Source organism: Pseudomonas sp. GW821-FHT01E05 (genome assembly GCF_059422425.1).
Genome location: NZ_JBWKWW010000010.1, coordinates 98,888 through 119,772, shown reverse-complemented (window position 1 = coordinate 119,772; position 20,885 = coordinate 98,888). Strand labels below are relative to the sequence as shown.

At 59.2% G+C, this 20,885-nt stretch carries 18 protein-coding genes and 1 pseudogene; 8 read left to right on the top strand and 11 right to left on the bottom strand.

Going from position 1 to position 20,885, the window contains the following annotated elements; genetic code table 11:
• Positions 1-4: 4 nt before the first annotated feature.
• Positions 5-613, bottom strand: a complete 609-nt coding sequence (locus tag AC07W5_RS21810; protein ID WP_495012187.1) for a TetR/AcrR family transcriptional regulator — start codon at positions 611-613, stop codon at positions 5-7.
• A gap of 134 nt (positions 614-747) precedes the next feature.
• Between AC07W5_RS21810 and AC07W5_RS21805 the strand changes: the two genes are divergently transcribed.
• Positions 748-1,662 (top strand): DUF808 domain-containing protein, encoded by a 915-nt coding sequence (locus tag AC07W5_RS21805; RefSeq protein WP_495012186.1) that lies wholly within the window; start codon positions 748-750, stop codon positions 1,660-1,662.
• 77 nt (positions 1,663-1,739) lie between these two features.
• On the opposite strand, the gene AC07W5_RS21800 is transcribed toward AC07W5_RS21805, so the two are convergent.
• Entirely contained in the window at positions 1,740-2,444 is a 705-nt protein-coding gene (locus tag AC07W5_RS21800) for an MlaA family lipoprotein (RefSeq protein ID WP_495012250.1), read from the bottom strand.
• A gap of 88 nt (positions 2,445-2,532) precedes the next feature.
• Positions 2,533-3,831 carry a serine/threonine protein kinase gene (locus AC07W5_RS21795; protein WP_495012185.1) on the bottom strand — a complete coding sequence of 433 codons (1,299 nt, stop codon included), beginning with the start codon at positions 3,829-3,831 and terminating at the stop codon, positions 2,533-2,535.
• 234 nt (positions 3,832-4,065) lie between these two features.
• On the opposite strand from AC07W5_RS21795, the gene AC07W5_RS21790 reads away from it, so the two are divergent.
• A complete protein-coding gene (locus AC07W5_RS21790; protein WP_494994168.1) occupies positions 4,066-4,437 on the top strand; it encodes a hypothetical protein in 372 nt (123 codons plus the stop codon).
• A gap of 59 nt (positions 4,438-4,496) precedes the next feature.
• On the opposite strand, the gene AC07W5_RS21785 is transcribed toward AC07W5_RS21790, so the two are convergent.
• A complete protein-coding gene (locus tag AC07W5_RS21785; protein WP_494994167.1) occupies positions 4,497-6,092 on the bottom strand; it encodes a glycoside hydrolase family 17 protein in 1,596 nt (531 codons plus the stop codon).
• 449 nt (positions 6,093-6,541) lie between these two features.
• Here AC07W5_RS21785 and AC07W5_RS21780 point away from each other — a divergent pair, with 449 nt between their 5' ends.
• From AC07W5_RS21780 to AC07W5_RS21765, 4 genes and pseudogenes are all read left to right on the top strand, one after another.
• Positions 6,542-7,393, top strand: coding sequence for a glycine betaine ABC transporter substrate-binding protein (locus tag AC07W5_RS21780; protein WP_494994166.1), 852 nt, complete (start codon positions 6,542-6,544; stop codon positions 7,391-7,393).
• A gap of 121 nt (positions 7,394-7,514) precedes the next feature.
• Positions 7,515-7,685: pseudogene (locus AC07W5_RS21775) on the top strand (group II intron reverse transcriptase/maturase); the annotation flags it as partial.
• A gap of 133 nt (positions 7,686-7,818) precedes the next feature.
• Positions 7,819-9,264 (top strand): mechanosensitive ion channel domain-containing protein, encoded by a 1,446-nt coding sequence (locus AC07W5_RS21770; protein ID WP_495024313.1) that lies wholly within the window; start codon positions 7,819-7,821, stop codon positions 9,262-9,264.
• Between the two features lie 183 nt (positions 9,265-9,447).
• Complete coding sequence (locus tag AC07W5_RS21765; RefSeq protein WP_495012183.1) at positions 9,448-9,888, top strand: carboxymuconolactone decarboxylase family protein; 441 nt, start codon at positions 9,448-9,450, stop codon at positions 9,886-9,888.
• 9 nt (positions 9,889-9,897) lie between these two features.
• On the opposite strand, the gene AC07W5_RS21760 is transcribed toward AC07W5_RS21765, so the two are convergent.
• The 4 genes from AC07W5_RS21760 to AC07W5_RS21745 form a co-directional block, all read right to left on the bottom strand.
• Positions 9,898-11,490: a DHA2 family efflux MFS transporter permease subunit gene (locus AC07W5_RS21760; protein ID WP_495024312.1), complete on the bottom strand. Its 1,593-nt coding sequence runs from the start codon at positions 11,488-11,490 to the stop codon at positions 9,898-9,900.
• Entirely contained in the window at positions 11,487-12,623 is a 1,137-nt protein-coding gene (locus tag AC07W5_RS21755) for an HlyD family secretion protein (RefSeq protein ID WP_495012181.1), read from the bottom strand. Before AC07W5_RS21755 ends, AC07W5_RS21760 begins: the two co-directional genes overlap by 4 nt.
• A gap of 244 nt (positions 12,624-12,867) precedes the next feature.
• Positions 12,868-13,794 carry a universal stress protein gene (locus tag AC07W5_RS21750; protein WP_495024311.1) on the bottom strand — a complete coding sequence of 309 codons (927 nt, stop codon included), beginning with the start codon at positions 13,792-13,794 and terminating at the stop codon, positions 12,868-12,870.
• Positions 13,795-13,970: 176 nt separating this feature from the next.
• Positions 13,971-14,954, bottom strand: a complete 984-nt coding sequence (locus AC07W5_RS21745) for a zinc-dependent alcohol dehydrogenase family protein (protein ID WP_495024310.1) — start codon at positions 14,952-14,954, stop codon at positions 13,971-13,973.
• A 232-nt stretch (positions 14,955-15,186) separates the two neighbouring features.
• On the opposite strand from AC07W5_RS21745, the gene AC07W5_RS21740 reads away from it, so the two are divergent.
• Complete coding sequence (locus AC07W5_RS21740) at positions 15,187-15,879, top strand: phosphoribosyltransferase (protein WP_495024309.1); 693 nt, start codon at positions 15,187-15,189, stop codon at positions 15,877-15,879.
• Positions 15,880-15,888: 9 nt separating this feature from the next.
• Positions 15,889-16,560 (top strand): dienelactone hydrolase family protein, encoded by a 672-nt coding sequence (locus AC07W5_RS21735; protein ID WP_495024308.1) that lies wholly within the window; start codon positions 15,889-15,891, stop codon positions 16,558-16,560.
• 103 nt (positions 16,561-16,663) lie between these two features.
• Here the strand turns inward: AC07W5_RS21735 and AC07W5_RS21730 are convergent, their stop codons facing one another.
• From AC07W5_RS21730 to AC07W5_RS21720, 3 genes are all read right to left on the bottom strand, one after another.
• Positions 16,664-18,031 (bottom strand): erythromycin esterase family protein, encoded by a 1,368-nt coding sequence (locus AC07W5_RS21730; protein ID WP_495024307.1) that lies wholly within the window; start codon positions 18,029-18,031, stop codon positions 16,664-16,666.
• A gap of 51 nt (positions 18,032-18,082) precedes the next feature.
• On the bottom strand, positions 18,083-19,909 hold the full coding sequence (gene ftsH / locus AC07W5_RS21725; RefSeq protein WP_495024306.1) for an ATP-dependent zinc metalloprotease FtsH: 1,827 nt from the start codon (positions 19,907-19,909) through the stop codon (positions 18,083-18,085).
• A gap of 333 nt (positions 19,910-20,242) precedes the next feature.
• The gene (locus AC07W5_RS21720; protein WP_495024305.1) at positions 20,243-20,794 is read right to left on the bottom strand and encodes an Hsp20/alpha crystallin family protein; all 552 of its coding nucleotides are present in this window, start codon (positions 20,792-20,794) and stop codon (positions 20,243-20,245) included.
• Between the last annotated feature and the right edge of the window lie 91 nt (positions 20,795-20,885).

The following is a 20,885-nucleotide window of genomic DNA, read 5'->3' as shown; positions in this document are numbered from 1 at the left end:
CGGTCTACTTGTCCGGCTCGCAGCCCTTGAGCACGAGGCGAATGATGGTCTGTGCCGCCGCTTCATAATCGGTTTCATCCAGCTTGGCCTTGCCAGTGACGACCGAGATTTGCCAGTCGAAATCGGCGTACGTCTGGGTTGCCGCCCAGATGCTGAACATCAGGTGGTTGGGGTCGATTTGGGCGATCTGCCCGCGGTCGATCCAGGTCTGGATGCAGTCGATATTGTGTTTGGCCTGGGCATTGAGTTGCTCGACCTGATCGGGGCTCAGGTGCGGTGCGCCGTGCATGATCTCGCTGGCGAACACCTTGGACGCGAACGGCAGATCGCGGGAGATGCGGATCTTGGAACGGATATAGCCACTGAGCACTTCGCTGGGCACACCGTCGGCATTGAACGGCGTCGAGGCCTGCAGAATCGGCTCGATGATGCTTTCCAGCACCTCGCGATAGAGGTTTTCCTTGGACTTGAAGTAGTAGTAGACGTTGGGCTTGGGCAACCCCGCCTTGGCCGCGATATCACTGGTTTTAGTCGCAGCGAAGCCCTTGTCGGCAAACTCTTCGCTGGCTGCGCGCAGGATCAGTTCTTTGTTGCGCTCGCGGATGGTGCTCATAAACCAGGTGATTCCTTGCCTGTTCTGGCGGTTGCGCATGGTAGCACCGGCTTCGCGCGGGGCTCAAGAATGCCCCGCAGCGCCTTGTGTCGCGCTATGCTCGACAAAATTCATGATCGAAGGAAGCCTGATCCATGGCAGGAAGCAGTTTGCTGGTGCTGATCGACGACATCGCCGCCGTGCTCGACGATGTAGCCTTGATGACCAAGCTGGCCGCCAAGAAAACCGCCGGTGTGCTTGGCGATGACCTGGCGCTCAACGCCCAGCAAGTTTGCGGTGTGCGCGCCGAGCGTGAAATTCCGGTGGTCTGGGCCGTGGCCAAGGGCTCGTTTCGCAACAAGTTAATCCTCGTTCCTGCTGCATTAGCCATCAGCGCCTTGGCGCCGATGCTGGTGACTCCGCTGTTGATGCTCGGCGGGGCCTATCTGTGCTTCGAAGGCTTCGAAAAACTCGCCCACACGTTCCTTCACAGCGAGGCCGACGACAAGGCCGGCCATGATCAACTGATCGATGCCGTGGCAGATCCGGCCGTCGACCTGGTGGCCTACGAGAGGGACAAGATCAAGGGGGCTGTGCGCACTGACTTCATCCTCTCGGCAGAAATCATCGCCATCACCCTGGGCACTGTGGCCGACGCGCCGCTGATGCAACAGGTCATCGTGCTGTCGGGTATCGCCATCATCATGACCGTCGGCGTCTATGGCCTGGTGGCCGGCATCGTCAAACTCGACGATCTCGGGTTATGGCTAATCCAGAAGCCAGGGCAGGTGGCCAAACGCATTGGCGGCGCCATCCTGCGTGCCGCACCGTACATGATGAAAAGCCTCTCGGTGATCGGCACCGCGGCGATGTTCATGGTCGGTGGCGGGATTCTCACCCATGGTGTGCCGGCGGCTCATCACTGGATAGAAAGCGTGAGCCAGAGCACAGGTGGCTTTTCGCTGATCGTGCCGATACTGCTCAATGCTGTGGCCGGGATTATCGCCGGGGCGGTGGTCCTGGTGGGGGTGATGGCGGCGGGCAAGGTCTGGCGGATGGCGAAGGCCTGAAACGGCGTTCTACAAAACGCCAAAGAAAAAGGCCATTCGATTGAGTCGAATGGCCTTTTTTTCACCCATGGATCGCGTTACTCAGCAATCTGCAACTTGCGCGCCTCGGTGTAGACGTAACGCACTTTTTCGTACTCGAACGGTGAGTTCGTCTGTCCGTAGCGGAATCTGTTCTGGTAGCGCTTGTCGATGCCGCGCAGGACCCAGATTTCCGGATGGTTCTCGCTGACCTTCGAGACATTGAGGAAGTTGATCTGCGATTCCGCCGTGAAGTCGAATACAAGCCCGCCGGTATCACGCAGGTTCGACGGGCCGAGGATCGGCAGGACAATGTAGGCACCGCCCGGGACGCCATAGAAGCCCAGGGTCTGGCCGAAGTCTTCGTTCTGGCGCGGCAGGCCCATCATGGTTGCCGGGTCCCACAAACCTGCGATGCCGATGGTGGTGTTGAGCAACAATCGACCGGTGGTCTCCATGGAACGTTTACCCTTGAACTGCAACAGGCTGTTGAGCAGATTGGGCACATCACCGAGGTTGTTGAAAAAGTTGCTCACACCGCTGCGCAGGAAGCCTGGGGTGATATACCGATAGCCGTCGACCACTGGCAGGAACACCCACTGATCGAAGCGATAGTTGAAGTGGTAGACCCGGCGGTTCCACGACTCCAGCGGGTCATAGACATTCAGCGCGTTCAAGGTCGAGCGTTCGAATTCGCGCTGGTCCAGCCCAGGGTTGAACTTGAGTTTGGTCATGGGCTCGGTGAAACCGTCCTGATCGACCACGGTGGTGGTGTTGGCCTTGCTGTTGTCGGCGTTGGCATAGCCCGTGAAAAGTAACGCAGCGATAAGCAGGAGATGTTTATAACGGGCCCTATCCACGGAAGAACTCCAGCATGGCGTCGCTGTTGACGCGGTAGTTGAGGTTGCCGCAATGGCCGCCATGGGGGTAGACGGTCAGGCGGTCGCCGAAGGTTCTACGCAGAAAACCAAGGTCGCCCGGGCCGAGAATCAGGTCATCGGCGTTGTGCATTACGGCAATCTTCGGGTTGTTGTGCAGGTAGTCCTTGAGTGCATAAAGGCTGACCTGGTCGATCAGTTGCAGCACGCTGCCGCCATCGGTGCGGGCGCGCCACATCGGGATCAGTTGCTCGGTGATGTAACAATCGAAGTCGCATTGCAGGGCACGCTTGAGGAACGGTGTAAGACTGGTGCCTTCGGTGATCGGGTATTTGGGTGGGGTGATCAGGCCGCGGCGGTTGATCAGGTCCGAGGTGAAGGCAATGTCGGCCGCAGAAAAGCGGAACGAGGTACCGATCAGCATGGCCATCTGTTCATTGCTCAGATGCTGTTTGGACTGTTGAAAGTCGTAGAGCAACGCATCGTTGAGATCGATATAGCCTTTTTGCTGAAAGTAGCGAGTCAGTTTGTTCAACACCAGTTCATAAAATGTGGTGCTGTTGTTGATGCCCTTGACCTCGGTCTGGACCAGTTTGTCCAGGTTGGTAATCGAGGTGTAAAGGTTGACCGGAGGGTTGAGCAGCAGGACTTTCTTGAAGTTGAAACTGCGTCGGGTTTCATCCAGCTTGCTGACAAACGCCGCATCCAGGCCGCCCAGGCTATAGCCGGTGAGGTAGTAGTCGGTGATCGGCAGTTTCGGGTTTTGTGCACGCACGGCCTGCATGACGCGGTACAGGTCCTCGGCGTCATCCTTGGTCACACCTGGCGTGGCATAGCGCGATGCAGCGCTCATGAAGTCGAAGCTGGTTGGCGACGACAGTTGCACTACGTGATAGCCGGCTTTGTAGTAGAGCTTTTTCAGGTATTCGTTAATGCTGCTGTTGTAGGGCGCGCCCGTGCCGGAGATCAGGAAAATCAGCGGTGCGGCGTGATCCTGTTTGGCCATCCGGTAGGTGAGCTTCTTCACTGCCCAGAAATTGTCCGGCAGGTTGAACTCACGCTCCGGGCGCAACCTCAGGCTGTAATCAGCCTGATCGATATCCTCATCGGACGGCAGCTCCGGCCGCAAATCCGGTGGGGTAGTAGCAATCGTCGCCTCGAACGGGTTGGTCAGCGGGTAGCCATAACTGACGGCGTCGATATCGACCGCCAGTGCGGACGCACTCAAGATAAGGCCGCCAAACAAGGCAGCGAGGCGCAAGGAACGGAGCATGACTAGATCCCTAAGAAGAAGGTGCCGAGTGAGGTATGCAGGCTATGACCATCGCGCTGTCGCCGAAGTGCCATGCATCGGCACAAATAGCCGGTCCAGACAGCCATAATCGGGGTAATAGTAGCTAGACGATACACTTTGCAGCTGTTTGGTGGACAGTTATCTGTGCAACGCGCTTGCATACCCTCGTCGGGCGATTAAGCTGAGCGCCGTTTTCGTTTATCGGAGTGCTTCATGTCCCGTCGTCTGCCCGTGATTCTGCTGCTTATTGTCTTGCCATTATGGCTGGCCGCCAGTTATGGCATGCGTTATGGGCTTATGGAGGATGCCCGGTGGGTTGGCGTCTGTGTCGATGAGGCGAGCCGTTGGGAGTGCCAGGCGCGTTCGACCCTGGGGCTGATGATTCATTTCAAGATCATGGGCTGGACTGCGCTGGCAGCGGCGATCATTGGGTTCCTGGTGCCGGGGCGTGCCGGATGGAGTCTGGCGGTGCTGTCACTGTTGTTCGGCTTTCCGGCGCTGGCGTTGTATAACGTCAGTCTTGCGGTGTTTGCGGTGGTGATTGGGGCATTGCGGTTGGTCCGGGCGCCGGACGTTGCCGCTTGAGCTGAATCGCGAGCGAAAAAAAGGGATGACCGTGGTCATCCCTTTTTTGTACCTGTCGATCAGCCCTTGCGAGCCCGCAAACTGCGCCACAACGCAGCGACCATCAACACACTCACCAGCGCCCAGCCCCAGGCCTGCTGGTTTTGCAGGCCTTCGCGGTACAGCTGCGGGGCGATGCCGGCACCGATGATAAAGGTCAGCAAGGCGACCTCCCGGCGCGCAACGCTGATCGGGCGGCACAGGTAAACCAGCGCCGGCAGCAACAAGGCTGCGCTCGGGAAGCTGCGATAGCGTGGGTCGAACACCAGCTCCAGCATCATCACCGCTGTGGCAAAGCCTGCGGCCGCCAGCAGCCAGCCAGCGCGCTGTTCCAGCCAGTTGAAGGCACACTTGCGCCATGCGGTTTTGGCGCTCAGGGCAAGTGCTGCGTGGGCCAGCACCAGCAGATTCAAGCCGACCAGCAATCCGGCCCAGATCCATTCGCCGGCAAAGCGGCTGGTGACTCGTGCCAGTTCGCCCCAGGCGCCGATGGAGCAGGCGCCCAATGCGCCGAGCAGCGGCAGGAGCAGAGCTGTGCGAGTGCTGCGCACGCGACCGCCGAGGATCAGCGTGCCGAGGAAAAGCAACCCACCGATGCCCAGCCATTGAGGCCAGAAGGGCAGATTCGACACCGGCCCGGCCAATACACCCTTGTCCTGACGATCTGCATCGAACAGCCCCCAGTAGCCGCCGACAGCCCCCTCGCTGGCGCGCTTCCAGGGTTGGTCGAAGGCTTCAATCAGGTTGTAGTGCCAGCCATTGTGCTCAGCCAAGGCGACAAAACCACGAATGAACTTGGCTTCGTTGACCCGGCTTGGCAGCGCCGTTTCGCGCTGGCGGCCTTCGCTTGGCCAGCCGGTTTCGCCAATCATCACGTCTTTGGGGGCGAAGCGATTGCCAAATACCTGGCGGACTTGCGCGACCTGATTGAGGGCGGCGTCGATGTTGGACGGATCATCTTCCCAATACGGCAGCAAATGGATGGTCAGGAAATCTACTGCCGGGGCGATTTCCGGGTGCTTGAGCCAGAACTCCCAGACATCGGCGTAGGTCACCGGCTGTTTGACGTGGCTTTTCACCTTGAGAATCAGCTTGGCCAACTGGGCTCCGGTGACTTCCTTGCGCAGCAGGGCTTCGTTGCCGACGATCACCGAGGTCACTACATCCGCGTTGGCATTGGCCGAGGCGATCAGCATGTCGACTTCCTTGGCGGTATCCACCGGGTTGCTGTTGACCCACGCGCCGATCATCAGCTTCAAGCCGTGCTTGCGCGCCAGGTCGGGAAGGGCTTCGAGACCGGTCATGGAATAGGTGCGAATGCATTCGAAGCGGGTCGCCAACAGCGCAAGGTCGGCGTCCATGCGCTCGGGGCGCAACTTGAATGGTTCGTCGAACGGTGATTGGTCTTTATCGAACGGGGTATAGGAGGCGCATTGCAGCTTGTGCCTGGCGCTGGCTACATCCGGTAGCAGTACCGGTTGGCCGAGACCGTACCAGAAGCCGCAAAGCGCAAACAGGCCAAGCAGACAGGCGAATAGATAAGGTAAGAAAGGAAAGCGGGCAGTCGCGGGCATGGTCAGGCCGTCTGGGAGCAAAGCCGCGCATCTTACCTGCATTTGCCGCGTGCTTGGGGGGCTGCATAAATTTGACAAGCAATGTTCGGGCGGTACCCGGTGAGGTATTCCTCATTGTCACGATTACTGGCGTTCTGATGTCGTTTCTCGTTGCCTTGAGGTCGCAGCCAGAGCAGGTCGTCGCGCACGTCAGGTTGATGATCGAAGCATCAGTACTCCGCTGATATTCGGACGGGTTTGGCAATGAAGCGTGAAGGGGGCGCAAGTGACCTGTGTGGCTGGTTCGTTAGTTCAAATTCGGATGCCAGAAGTCCTTGGCCAAGGCGCTGTGACGAGTCATAGCCCGCTATGGCGAGGAGCAGCAACGCAGGATAGGGGCTTGTGGCGCCGAAGTTGACTGACAGAACCAGCCACACAGGCCAAAAGGCACCATAGCAATAAGTTGACGCCGCTCGGCATCCGTCGGGCGCAGCACTTTCGGGGAAGTAACGATGAAGATGCGACAACTCTTAGGTGCAGGTGCCGCTCTGGTACTTGCGATTGGTTCCAGCGTGGCCAGTGCCGACGGCAAAACCCTGAGCATCGGCTATGTCGACGGCTGGTCCGACAGCGTGGCGACGACCAACGTGGCGGCTGAAGTGATCAAGCAAAAGCTCGGTTATGACGTCAAGCTGCAGGCCGTTGCGACCGGGATCATGTGGCAGGGCGTTGCCACCGGCAAACTCGACGCGATGCTCTCGGCCTGGCTGCCGGTGACTCACGGTGAGTATTGGGCCAAGAACAAGGACAAGGTGGTCGACTACGGTCCTAACTTCAAGGACGCGAAAATCGGCCTGATCGTACCGGAGTACGTCAAGGCGAAGTCCATCGCCGACCTGAAAGATGACACTACCTTCAAGAGCAAGATCGTCGGGATTGATGCCGGCTCAGGCGTGATGCTCAAGACCGATCAGGCCATCAAGGATTACGGTCTCGATTACAAGCTGCAAGCCAGTTCCGGTGCGGCAATGATTGCCGAACTGACCCGTGCTGAAGAGAAGAACGAGTCCATCGCTGTCACCGGCTGGGTGCCGCACTGGATGTTCGCCAAGTGGAAACTGCGCTTCCTCGACGATCCTAAAGCCGTTTACGGCGCTGCCGAAACCGTCAACAGCATCGGTAGTAAAGATCTGGAGAAGAAGGCTCCGGAGGTCGCTGCCTTCCTGAAAAAATTCCAGTGGGGGTCCAAAGACGAGATTGGCGAAGTCATGTTGGCGATTCAGGATGGTGCCAAGCCTGAAGCTGCTGCCAAGGACTGGGTGGCCAAGCACCCGCAACGTGTTGCCGAGTGGACCGCCAAATAACCTTACCACGCGTCTGAATAGCAGGTATCAAGACCGTCTGGCGTTCGCGCCAGGCGGTTTTTTTCTGTGCGCCAGGCATGGCGCGTGCGCGTCAGCGCAACCAGCTTGGATGTGGTGGCCACGCCTGGGACTCAATGAGGCGCGTGCTTGTAACTCGGCATTCAATGGTCGAGGCCCTTGGCGGAACTCCGGAGCCCTCCATATGAATCAGGCGCTGGCGAAGAAACTATGGGATCGACTCGGGCTGGTCTCGATACTGGACACGATACGCCGGCTTAACCGCTTAACCTGAACCGCCGTATACGGAACCGTACGTACGGTGAGAGGACGGCGGATGTGAATCCGCCTCCTACTCGATTTAAAGCTATAACTCCACAGGGGGTATTTGTGCGATCTTCGCGCCATTCGCTTGCTGGAGTTGCTTGATGCCGACATTTCTCACCGATCACCCACTGCTCTGTGCCCTGGCCCTGGTCCTTATCGACATCTTTTTGTGGCGGTTGATTTCAGCCAGTGGCAGCAACTGGAAACTGGTGGTGCGGCTGGTGATTTTCTCGTTGTTCAGCGCGCTGCTGTTCAACGAGGGCATGAACCCGATGGAAACGCCGCCGTGGCCGGAGAATGTGCCGTTGCACTTGGCCGCGACCGGTCTGCAGATCGGTTGGTGGTTGTTCGGCGCGCGGACCCTGACGGTGCTGCTCGGTACCCTGATGATGCAGCGGGTCGGGCACACCGGGCGGTTGTTGCAGGATTTGCTCGGCGCGGTGATTTTCCTGATCGCGATCATTGCGGCGCTGGCCTACGTGCTCGATTTGCCGGTCAAGGGTGTGCTGGCGACTTCCGGGGCGGTGGCGATCATTGTCGGTCTGGCGCTGCAAAGCACCCTTAGCGATGTGTTCTCCGGCATCGTCCTGAACGCCACCAAGCCCTATCAAATCGATGACTGGATCTCGATCGATGGCACCGAAGGTCGGGTGACCGATATCGACTGGCGGGCGACGCGCTTGCAAACGACTCAAGGCAGCATGGCCGTGATCCCCAACTCCCTGGCGGCAAAAGCCAAGATCATCAATTTCAGCCGGCCCCGCGACATATTCGGTCTGTCCGTGAGCCTGCAGATCAGTCCCCATGCCCGGCCGCAAACGGTGATCGAAGCCCTGGAGCGCGCCATGCAGGGGTGTCGGCCACTGCTCGGCAGGCCAGCACCCAATGTTGCGCTGAAAAGCTCCAGCAGCGATGGGGTGGAATACGAAATCAGCGGGTTTGTATCGTCCATGGCTCAGAAGCGTGAAGTACGCAATCAGCTGTTCGATCTGGCGTATCGGCACTTGAGGGCGTCGGGTGTGAGCCTGTTGTCGACGGTGGAAAGCGCGACGCCGGCCAACTACTCACGGCCCCGGGCGCTGCTGGAAAGTTCGAATATTTTCTCGACCTTGCGTCAGGAGGAGAAAGACACCTTCAGCCAGAACATGACCCTGCAAACCTTCCGTGCCGGCGAGATGATCCTGGCCACTGGCGAGGTCAGCGATCATTTGTTCATTATCGAGTCCGGTGTGGTTTCGGTAGCCCTGAGCCGTGCCGGCAGCAAGTTCGAAGCCGGGCGCATGGGGCCGGGAGAGGTGATCGGCGAGGCCGGGATCCTCTCCGATCAGGCCGTGATCGCCGATTTCTCGGCCAAGACCTTTTGCACCTTGTATCGCATCGAGAAGGAGTACTTGAAACCTTGCCTGGATGCGCGCCGCGATATCAGTGATGCAATGAAAAACCTGCTGGATTTCCGCCTGCACACCGCACACACCCTGACTCAGGAAGTGCCAAAAGTGATGGAGAAAAAAAAGGGCTTTTTGCAGTGGTTGCGCAGCAGGGCCTAGAGAGGTGGCCTGTTTATTGAGGGTGTCTGGTCTGACGCCTATCGCGGGCAAGGAGTAGGCGACTCGGTCTATCGGAGTCGTCGTTCCACCGATTGGTATCCTCAACTTCCAAAAAATTGGTTATTTGTGCAACTCACAGGCGGGGCTAACGTATCTACACCCCCACTTGTTATGGAGCACACCATGCAACCTCGTATCGATTTCTACACCGCTTCGCCGGATGCCTTCAAAGCCATGTTGGCGCTGGAAACTGCGGTATCGAAACTGCCACTGGAAAAAAGCCTGGTCGAGCTGGTCAAGCTGCGCGCTTCGCAGATCAATGGCTGTGCATTCTGCGTCGACATGCACACCGCTGATGCCCGTAAGGGCGGTGAAACCGAACGTCGTCTGTATGCGGTTTCGGTCTGGCGTGAAACGCCGTTTTTCACCCCGCGCGAACGTGCCGCACTGGCCTGGACCGAAGCCCTGACCCGACTCTCGGAAACCCACGCGCCGGATGAAGATTACGCACTGCTGAGCGCTGAATTCAGTGCCAGCGAAATGGTCGACCTGACCATGGCGATTTCCACAATAAATAGCTGGAACCGTCTTGCGGTAGGCTTTCGCAAGTTCCCGCAGGAATGAATCTGAGGCTCAATGAGCATCGGCAGACGGCGCGGCCGGTGGTTTGACCTTGCGCATCAAGGGCACCATCGCCGTGGCGATGATGAAGCAGGCCATGATCATCAGAAACGCGTCGCCATAGGTTTGTGTCTGGGCTTCGCGCCAGGTCAATAGCCACAGTTGATGAAGGCTGGCGGTAACGCCCTGGTCGCCGGTCTGACCGAGGGCGGCGAAGTTACCGCCCACCTGCGTCAGCCACTGGTTCAAGGCTTCGTTGCTGCTATTGAGATGCTCGGCCAGTCGGGTGAAGTGCAGGTTGGTGCGGTCATTGAGGATGGTCGCGCAGGCAGCAATGCCAATCGCACCACCCAGATTACGCATCAGGTTGAATAACCCCGAGGCGTGCTTCAACCGAGACGGGGCCAGCCCACCGAGGGTCAAGGTCACGGCCGGCGGCACCGCCAATTGCTGGGCGATACCACGCAAGGCTTGCGGCAGTATCAATTCTCTGGCTCCCCAATCGTGGGTGATCGGGCTGAAATCCCACATCGACAAGGCAAACAGCCCCAGGCCGGTCATCATGATCCAGCGCAGGTCGATGCGGTTGGCCAGGAAGGCATACAGCGGAATCGCCATAATCTGGAACACCCCGGTGGAAAACACCGCAAGACCAATGTCCAGCGCGCCGTAGCCGCGTACCCGTCCGAGAAACAGCGGTGTCAGGTAAATGGTCGCGAAAAGGCCGATGCCAGTGACGAAGGAAAAGAAACAACCCAAGGCAAAATTGCGGTCTTTCAATGCACGCAGATCAACGATCGGGTTGGCCACGTGCAAGCTGCGACCGATAAAGGCCAGTCCCGCCAACCCGGAGATCCATGCGGTCGTGAGGATGGTGCTGTCGCTGAACCAGTTCCAGCGCGGGCCTTCTTCGAGGGTGTATTCCAGGCAACCGAGAAACAGTGCCATGAAGACCATGCTCAGGTAATCGGCGCCCTTGAGCAGCGACAGTTCCGGCTCGTCGATTTTCACCAGCATTGGCACCGCCGCCGCGACGAAAATCCCCGGTACCAGGTTGATGTAGAACAGCCAGTGCCAGGATGAGATATCGGTGATCCAGCCACCGATCACCGGGCCCAGGGTCGGAGCCAACGAAGCCACGGCGCCGATGGTCGCTGCGGCGATCACCCGTTGTTTGCCGGTGAAGAAAAAGAACGCGGTGGTGAACACCAGCGGGATCATCGAACCGCCGAGAAACCCTTGCAACGCGCGGAAGGCGATCATGCTCTGGATGTTCCAGGCCGCGCCGCAGAGCAAGCTGGCCAGGGTGAAACCGACCGCCGAGACGCAGAACAGCCAGCGTGTGGAAAACACCCGAGAAAGCCAGCCCGAGAGCGGGATAACAATGATTTCGGCGATCAGGTAACTGGTCTGCACCCAGGCGGTTTCGTCGGTGCCGGCCGAGAGCCCGCCACCGATGTCGCGCAACGACGCCGAGACAATCTGGATATCCAGCAGCGCAATGAACATACCGATGCACATAGTGGCGAAGGCGAACACCTTGGTCGCGGTCGCCATGGTACTGGCATCGAAGGGCTGAGCCCGGGCAGCGAGGGCGCGACTCATGGTGCGCTGGCCTGGGCGACGGCCGCCGAGGGTTCTTTATGTTCGGCTTTCGTATCGACTGACGCGGTCACCGAAAGGCCCGGACGCAGTTGGCCCAGCACCGCGTCAGCCGGATCGAGGATGATTCGCACCGGCACGCGCTGGACGATTTTGGTGAAGTTACCCGTAGCGTTTTCCGGCGGCAACACGCTGAACTGCGCGCCAGTCGCCGGGGCCAGGCTGTCCAGGTGGCCGTGGAACTCCCGACCGGGCATCACGTCAGCGTGGATACTGACCCGCTGGCCGGGAACCATGAGTCTGAGCTGATCTTCCTTGAAATTGGCATCGACCCACAGGCCGCTGGCCGGTACCACCGAGAGCAGTTGCGATCCGGCCTGGGCATAGGCGCCCACCCGCGCCCGACGGTTGCCGATCACGCCATCTGCAGGCGCGCGCAACTCGGTGTAACCGAGGTTCAATCGGGCGATATCCCGCTCGGCCTGGGCTTGCATCAACGCCGCTCTGGCCTGCTGTTTCTGAGTGGCGATCACGTTCAACTGGCGCTGGGTGGCGAGCAGTTCAGCCTGCGCCCGGGCGCTGAGGGCTTGCGCGGTTTTGAAGGTGGCGTCTGCCCGTTGCGCACTCTCCACAGACACTGCGGAACTGCCGACCAGGCGTTTGTAGCGCGCATTGTCGTCGCGTGAGCGCGACATCTCCGCGCCCGTGGCATCGATCCCCGCCCGGGCCTGATCAATCACCGCGTGTTGCAGTTGTTCGGTGGCGTCGAGGTTGGCCAGCAAGGCTTCTTCGGCAGCTACCGCACCCTCGGCCTTGGCCAGGCTGGCGCGGTAATCCCGTGAGTCGAGCCGGATCAGTACGTCACCGGCATGCACCTGTTGGTTGTCGGTCACCAGCACTTCTTCGATGTAGCCGGCCACTTTCGGCCCGATCACCGTGACATCGCCGCCGATGTAGGCATCGTCGGTATCTTCGATAAAGCGCCCGCTGGTCCACCAGTGCAGGCCATAGAGCCCGATCAGCACCAGCGCAGCGGCGGCCAGAATCATCAGCATCAGGCGCTTGAGCAGTGCAGGCCTGGGTGGGTTCAGTGCGGTAGCGATTCCGGGCTCTTCAACTGCAGTCATGCTGGTCATGGCAGGGTACCTGTCGGATCAGATAAATATTACGCGCGTAATATGATACATGTAATATTGGCTCGCAAGTGAATTTTCCTGCCAGTCGTCAGGTGGGTTTAATACAACGGTTGTTTGAAGCGCGTCAGGAGCGCAGCGCCTGGTTGAACAAGCGCTTGCTCAGACGAAGGTTGAACCGGGACTGGATGCTGACTTTCAGGTACTACGCCAACCGGGAAAGAAAAATGCGCGGGATCTGCATGATTCAATACTCGGGTTGTTCAGCACCGACCACCAACACACTGCAAGGCATCTTGTAGAGCAGGTGCTCTGCCGTACTGCCGATAAGTTTGTCCAGACCATGCGGGCTCACTTTGCCCATGACGATGACATCGACGTCATGGGTGTCGGCATAACTGGCCAGGACCTTGGCCGGATTGCCCATGATCAGGTGGCGCTGCCCGGTCGGTATGCCGTTGCGTTCGGCCAACGCGTTGAAGGCCTCATCCTGAATGTCATACATGGTCTTGGCCATGCTTGAGGAGAAGAAGGATGAACCGCTGGCAAAGCCGAACTCTGACGAGGTGATCGATGACAGGTCATAGGCGTACAACACATCGATTTCGGCGTTGCATCGCATCGCCAGTTTCACCGCTTCGCGGATGATCCGGTCATTGAAGCCCGGGTTCTGGTCACTGTGATGGAGGGTGTCCACCGCTGCGACGATCTTGCGCGGCAAGGCATGACGGGTATTGCTCACAAAATGCAACGGTACTGGGCACTGGCGCATCAGGTGCACATCGAGAGGCGTGAACATGATCCGCGTCAACAGCGACTCGTGCTCCAGGGCCTTGATCAGCATGTCCATGGGTTGTTCGTTGAGGTGGACAAGGATTTCTTCCAGTGGACGTTCGACCCATGTCACTTCGGTGGTCACATCAACACCGATTTTGCGCAGGGGCCGGGCCTGTTCCTCAAGCCACTGGCGGTGCCGCCCGACGTAGCCCAAACGCATTTGCTCCAGCGCTTGCTCATTGACCAGGCCCGCTGTCGCCAGGCCCTCGAGATAATCAAAAGCCACGATGTGCAGCGCTGCACCTTCGGCCCTGGCCAGGGCGGCTGCCCTGTCGAAGGCTGCGCTGTGCTGCATCAATGGCGAAGTCACCAGCATGAAGCGTTTTTGTCTGGACATGACAAACCTCCCAAACAGTAAAGACAGCGGTCCCTCAGGGCCGTGACTGGACATCAAGTGGCAAGACGATTATCTGATCATGCCGCCAGTACGAGCAAACGGGTTGATTGGTATCAACGTCAGCCGGGGTGTCCGACGTGTGGTCGGGGATGAAGCGCCCGGTAACTGACTGGCGTTCAGGGCGTCAGTACGAGCGCCCCTTTGAACTGTCCTTGTCGCAGGCAGGCGAGGGCGGTATTGGCATCTTTCAGAGCAAAACAGGTGACATGGGAGCGAATCGGGGTATGACGAAATTCGGCGAAGAACGCCTTGCCGTCCTCGCGGGTCAGATTGGCCACCGAACGCAGTACTCGTTCACCCCACAGCAGTTGATAGGGAAAAGCCGGAATATCGCTCATATGAATGCCGGCGCAGATCACACAGCCGCCCTTGATCGTCGCGGCAAGGGCCAGAGGTATCAACGCTCCGACGGGGGCGAATATCAGCGCGGCGTCCAGCGGTTGCGGTGGCGGTTGTTCTGAAGACCCGGCCCAGACAGCGCCCAGTTTTCTGGCGTAATCCTGGCCTTGTGTGTCGCCAGGGCGGGTGAAGGCATACACCTGCTGGCCACGTGTTAGCGCGATTTGTATGACCAGATGAGCGGCGGCGCCAAAACCATAGAGACCCAGTCGCCGCGCTGTCCCCGCCAGCCGCAAGGCGCGATAACCAATCAGCCCGGCACACAGCAACGGAGCTGCCTCGACAGGCGGCAGCGCGGCTGGAATGGTGAGGCAAAAGCGCGCATCGGCGAGGACGTAGTCGGCATAACCTCCATCGAGCTGACATCCCGTGAAAAGTGCCCGATTACACAGGTTCTCCCGTCCTGTCAGGCAGAAAGCGCAGTGTCCGCAGGCCCAGCCCAACCAGGGAACGCCGACCCGTCTGCCGATCCAGTAAGGTGCCACTTGCGAGCCGACCGCTACGACCTGACCAACAATTTCATGCCCCGGAACCCGTGGCAGCACCGCTTGAGGGAGCTCGCCGTCGAACAGGTGCAGATCAGTACGGCAGACACCGCAGGCCAGCACCTTGATCAGCAATTGATGGGGGGCAGGTGTCGGGACTGGACGCTCTTCCAATTGCAACGGCTGACCAGGGGAATGTAAAACCATGGCGCGCATGACCATTCTCCAGAGTAAGTGATACTAATCACTGTAGTTCGCAGGAGCAGACCGGACGAGAACCCTGGCGCCCGGAGGCTACGGCGATAATCGCCGCACATCGCTGCGGCCGTCGTCATTGCACGAATGCTCGCGTAACCGGGGAACATAGGCTTCGACGCATCAGTCAAACACTATGTGGGTATGTTATGAAGCCGGTATCGGGGGCATACCACCTGGAGGAGGTTATTAAATGATTCATTATTCCTCTCGGCAAACGACCTTGCATGACCGGGCTGCTGCCGGTCGTAGCCTGGTGGAGCCGCTGCTTAAATACAGCGCAAAACCCGATGTCATTGTCCTCGCCTTGCCCCGAGGGGGTGTCCCGGTGGCCTATGAAGTGGCCACAGCCCTGGAGGTTCGCCTGGACCTGATGCTGGTCCGCAAGCTCGGCGTTCCTTCTCACCAGGAGTTCGCCATGGGTGCCATTGCCAGCGGTGGCATACAAATAGTGAATGAGGATGCGCTACGGGCTAACCACATTGATCAACGCACACTCGAGGCCGTGGCCGCACGGGAAACGCAGGAGCTGCTGCGCCGCGAGCGCGTCTACCGGGCAACGCGTCCGCCCGTGGCGTTGCAAGACCAGGTGGTGATTCTGATCGATGACGGGCTGGCCACAGGGGCTTCAATGATGGCCGCAGTACACGCCGTGCGCCTGCAAAAACCGGCACGCATCGTCGTCGCCGTACCGGTGGCGCCACTGGAGACCGCGGAGGCGCTGCGCAGCGAAGTGGATGAGCTGGTTTGCCCGCTCACCCCCGAATGGCTGATGTCGATCGGCAGTTGGTACGCGGATTTTTCCCAGACCCCGGACGAAGAGGTTATTGATTTGTTGCAACGCGCCTGGCAACGCGAATCGAATTCGGGGCAGGGAGTGCCTTAAGGCAGTCCAATGCTAAAGCCACAGCATCGCAAGCTGGAACTGGCGGACGTCGAGTTAGCCGCTGATTTGCGTTTGCCTGCAGCCGCAGGCGGATTGGTGGTGTTCGTCCATGGCAGTGGCAGCAGTCGCTCGAGCCCACGTAACCAGCAGGTTGCACAATCTCTGGCCCAGCGCGGTCTGGGCACGCTGCTGTTCGATCTACTCACCGAGCAGGAACAACACGTGGACTACCTGACCGGAGAGTTGCGCTTTGATATCGCGCTGCTCTCCAGACGACTGGTGGGTGTGATCGACTGGATAGGGCACAGCGCTGAATTGAAATCGTTGCGCATCGGGCTGTTCGGCGCAAGCACCGGGGCCGCAGCGGCGTTGTTGGCAGCGGCGCTGCGCCCGGACGTGGTGCATGCCGTGGTCAGCCGGGGAGGGCGGACCGACCTGGCCGGGGCAGCGCTGGCCCTGGTGAAGGCACCCACCTTACAAATCGTCGGAGATCAGGACCCGACGGTGCTTGGCCTTAACCGCCAAAGCGCCCTGGCCCTCCAGTGTGAGCACCGGCTGGACGTCATCGCCGGAGCCACCCACCTTTTTGAAGAACCAGGAGCCCTGGAGAAAGTCGCCAGCCTGGCTGGCGACTGGTTTGAGGTGTATCTGCACACGCCGGCAAAAAAAACGCCCGAATGAGCCAAACCTTGTAGGAGCCGAGCTTGGTCCGGGCGGCGTTCCGACGATGGCGATCTCAAGGACGCCATCGCCGGCAAGCCGTGCTCCTACAGGTGTGCGGATATCACACGCCAAACGGAAAGGTTTCGTCCTCCGGTTCCAGTTCCTGGCTTTTCGGCAGATGCAGTGCGGTCACCGGTTGCGTCTGTTCAATCCAGACCATGGCGTCGAATTGCTCGGCCAGCACCGCCTGGAAGTAGTGGCTGGAGAGCTCGCTTTCAGGTCGGTAAATCACCCCAATGGCCCGCTCCAGCAGTGGCTCGCTGAGGGCCTGGCGCAACGCTTCTCGCTGAGGATCGCGCCAGTCGGTCAATGACGCAGCGATGCCCGCCTCAAGGAACTGATACTCCCAACTGTCCGTTCGAGATGGCCGGATGTCCTTGATGTGCATGTCGCCATCCCAGTCATCGGCCGCCGCCACCTGGCCACGGTCGGTGCTCATGCCGATCAGCACGACGTCGCGCCCATAGGCGCTGCGGCACAGCTGACCGATATTGAACTGGCCCTTCCAGCCCATCTGCGTGGCGGCGGCATTGCCGATATGGGAGTTGTGCGCCCACACCACCGCTCTGGCTTGAGGGCCACGATGCTCGAGCAGCGCACACAAGGTGTCGAACATATGCCTGTCACGCAGGTTCCAGGAGGTGGTCGAGCCTCGATAAATCGCTCGGTAGTATTGTTCCGCCGCCCGAACGACCTGGGCGTTTTGCGTGGCATTGAAGAAAGCTTCGTCGTCCTGGACAAGCCCGGCCATTTGTTCGGCCAATATGGCATTGAGCTGCTCGATCACCGCTTGCTCACAAGGCATGACGCCGCCGCGCTCGACAAAATGGCCATATAGCGCAGGATCATCCTGCCAGGGTGTCAGACAGCCATAACGCTGTCGTGCTTCGTGCGCAAGCTGAGGGTCGCCCAGGTCCAGGTAGTTCAAGACCTCGCGAATGGAGTTGCGCAAACTGTAAACGTCCAACCCGCGAAACTCGACACGCAGCTCGGAGGCTTTGTGGCTGTTGTGCTGGTGAAGCCAGTGGGCGAAAGCCCTCACATCGGTATTGCGCCACATCCAGGTCGGGAATCGGCTGAAGATATGACGTTTCCAGGCCGAAGGCGCCAGCCCGCGGACATAACGGTCAACGTGGCCCGCATCCGGCCAGTCCGCTTCGACGGCAACAATATTGAACCCATGCTGCTCAATCAGCCGTTGGGTGATGGCCGCCCGGGTTCGGTAGAAGTCGCTGGTGCCATGGCTGGCCTCACCGATCATCACCACACGAGCATCGGCGTAACGGTCGAACATCTCGCCGAAGGCCTCGGAATTCAACGCCGGCAGCTCCTCAGCGTACTGGCGTAACAAGGGGACAATGGAGGTCTGCACCCCGTTGGCACGGGAGCCGGGAAGTTTCTTCGAGAAGTCCTGGAAAGATGGGCTCATGAGCGTCATTCCGATGAGAGTGGATTGCCCGACGTGCAGCACTCTGTGGCATCACGTCGACTGCCGGGGCAGCGCTGACTTGAGGGGCATTAGCGCGGGGAATTCTTCAGGCGTCAGGGTTTCCTTTTCCAGCAAGAGTCTGGCGCCGGCATCCAGATCAGCCCTACGGTCCTCAAGCAACGCCTTGGCGCGACTGTAGGCTTCATCAAGCAGGGCTCTGATGCCGAGGTCGATTTCCCGCGCGGTTTGTTCCGAGTAGTCCTTATCCCCCCGATTCAACATGTGATCGCCCAGGTAAGTGGGGGTCTGTCGCTCCAGCACCGACTGCCCGAGCTCCGTGCTCATGCCGAAACGGGTAATCAGTTGCCGGGCGATATCGGTCGCCCGGGTCAAGTCGTCCGCCGCTCCCGTGGAAATCTGCCCATAGACGATGTACTCGGCGGCCCGACCGGCCATCAACACTACGATGCGATCCTTGAGCGTCTGGTAACTGATCAGAAAGTGATCTTCGGTCGGGCGTTGCAGGGTATAGCCCAATGACCCGATAGAGCGGGGAATGATCGAAACCTTGTGCACCGGGTCCATTCCCGGCAAGGTGCCGGCCGCCAGGGCATGGCCCATTTCGTGATAGGCGACCACCAGGCGCTCCTCGGGCTGTAGCAGACTGCTTTTGCGTTCAACGCCGGCGATGATGCGCTCTACCGCAGCCGTGAAGTCATCGAGGCTGACCGTCGGGGCACCGCGACGGGTCGCAACGATCGCGGCTTCGTTGACCAGATTCGCCAGGTCTGCGCCAGTGAAACCGGTGGTGATCTGGGCAATACGCTCGCAGTCGGCGCTGAGGTCAGCGGTGATGTGCTTGATATGCACCTTGAGAATCTCGCACCGACCCTTGCGGTCCGGGCGATCAATGACGATCTGACGATCGAAGCGGCCGGCCCGCAGCAGCGCCGGGTCGAGGACTTCCGGGCGATTGGTGGAGGCCAGCAGCACCACGCCTTCGCGAGGATCGAAGCCGTCCAGCTCCGACAACAGTTGGTTGAGTGTCTGCTCTTTTTCGTCGTTGCCGCCGAGCGCGCCGATACCGCGCATCTTTCCCAGAGCATCCAGTTCGTCAATGAAAATGATGCAGGGGGCCGCCTGGCGAGCCTGCTCGAACAGGTCGCGAACCCTGGCAGCGCCGACGCCGACGAACATCTCGACGAACTCGGATCCGGAAATGGAGAAAAACGGAACCCCGGCTTCACCGGCGATGGCCTTGGCGACCAGGGTTTTACCGGTTCCCGGAGGGCCAACCAGCAAAGTCCCCTTGGGAATATGGGCACCCAAGCGGGTGTACCTGGCCTTGTCTTTCAAAAACGAAACGATTTCCACTAGCTCGGCCTTGGCTTCGTCAATGCCGGCCACATCGGCGAAGGTTACCCCCGTTTCGCTTTCGACGAATACTTTTGCCCGTGACTTGCCGACGTTCATCAGGCCGCCAATGCCCTGTTTCCCGGCAAGGCCGCGGAACACAATACTCCAGACCACCATGATTATCAGAAAGGGCAGGAACCAACCGAGCAGATTACCCAGCAAGGTGTTTTCGTTGACACCGGAAAAACTGACGTCTGATTGAGCGAGTTCTGTCGCCAGGGTTGGGTCGACCCGCACTGTGCTGAACAGGTTATGACCGTTGATAGGCTCTTGCAGCTTGCCGTTGATTTGGTCCTTGGTGATGCTCAACTCGCTGACCTTATGCTCGTTCAGCAACTGCAGGAACTGACTGTAAGGGATCGACTCGACGGCAGCGCGTCCGGCAAACAGGAACTGCGCCAGTGTCAACGCGACGAAGGTGATGAGGAAGTATGAAAAATTCCACTGATCGGTCTTCTTCATGGTCTGGGCTCGAGAGTGAACGATGCATGTGAGCAACGACCCTGTGCAGTGCTATGCAGAGTCGTTCTGCGCCCTACACTTGAGTATTGGTTAAAATTTTAGACCTGCTGTCAGTCGATCAGTTTTATGTATATCGAGCGGGCGCCCTGTGGTTTGCCCGCAGGAGCTGCCGAAGGTTCGGGCCGCGTACGGACGATCTTTTGATCCTCCGTCAGAACGCGATCCTGGGTGAGTGCTGAAAAGATCGCAGGCTGCGCCAGCGCCTGCAAAGGGGAAACCCAGAAAAAGCCCCTTGCCAGGTTTTTCTGGCAAGGGGCCAATGGGCACGCGGTTTTAGTCGGCTTTAATTCGCACAATTTTTTCCGGTTTTATGGCCTCGGCTTTTTTCGGCAGAGCCACCGTCAGCAAGCCTTTGCTGAAATGCGCGTCGATCTTGTCGACATCCACCCCTTTGGGCAGGTTGAAGACCCGCTCGAATGAGCCGTAGCTGCGTTCAGTGAGGTGATAGCCCTTCCTCTGTTCTTCCCTGTCTGCTTTCTTTTCGCCTCTGATGATCAGGCTGCCATTGGACAGTTTGATCTCAATGTCCTTCTCATCCATACCGGGAAGTTCGGCGGTGATTTCGTAGCTTTTATCCTGCTCGGCAATGTCCACGGCGGGCATGCCACGACCGCTCATCTCCCGATTCCAGAATGGCTCGACATCAAAGAGGCCGCGGCTGAACGGCTCGACATCGAAGAGGCTACGGCCGAGCGGCGAAAGCGCCGAGCCTCGACCGAAGTCTTCGAACAAATTGTCGACCTGTTGGCGCAGCGCGTCGAAGGGACGCCAGAGATCCTTGCTCACTGATGGCTGGCTGGTCTTCTGTTCGGTGCTGATCGGCATTTTTTTAACGGTAGACATATCATTTCTCCTCTTGGATGACTCGAGCTGGACTGCGAATGTCCGGGTCGCATGTCCACGTCGAGAGAGGCAA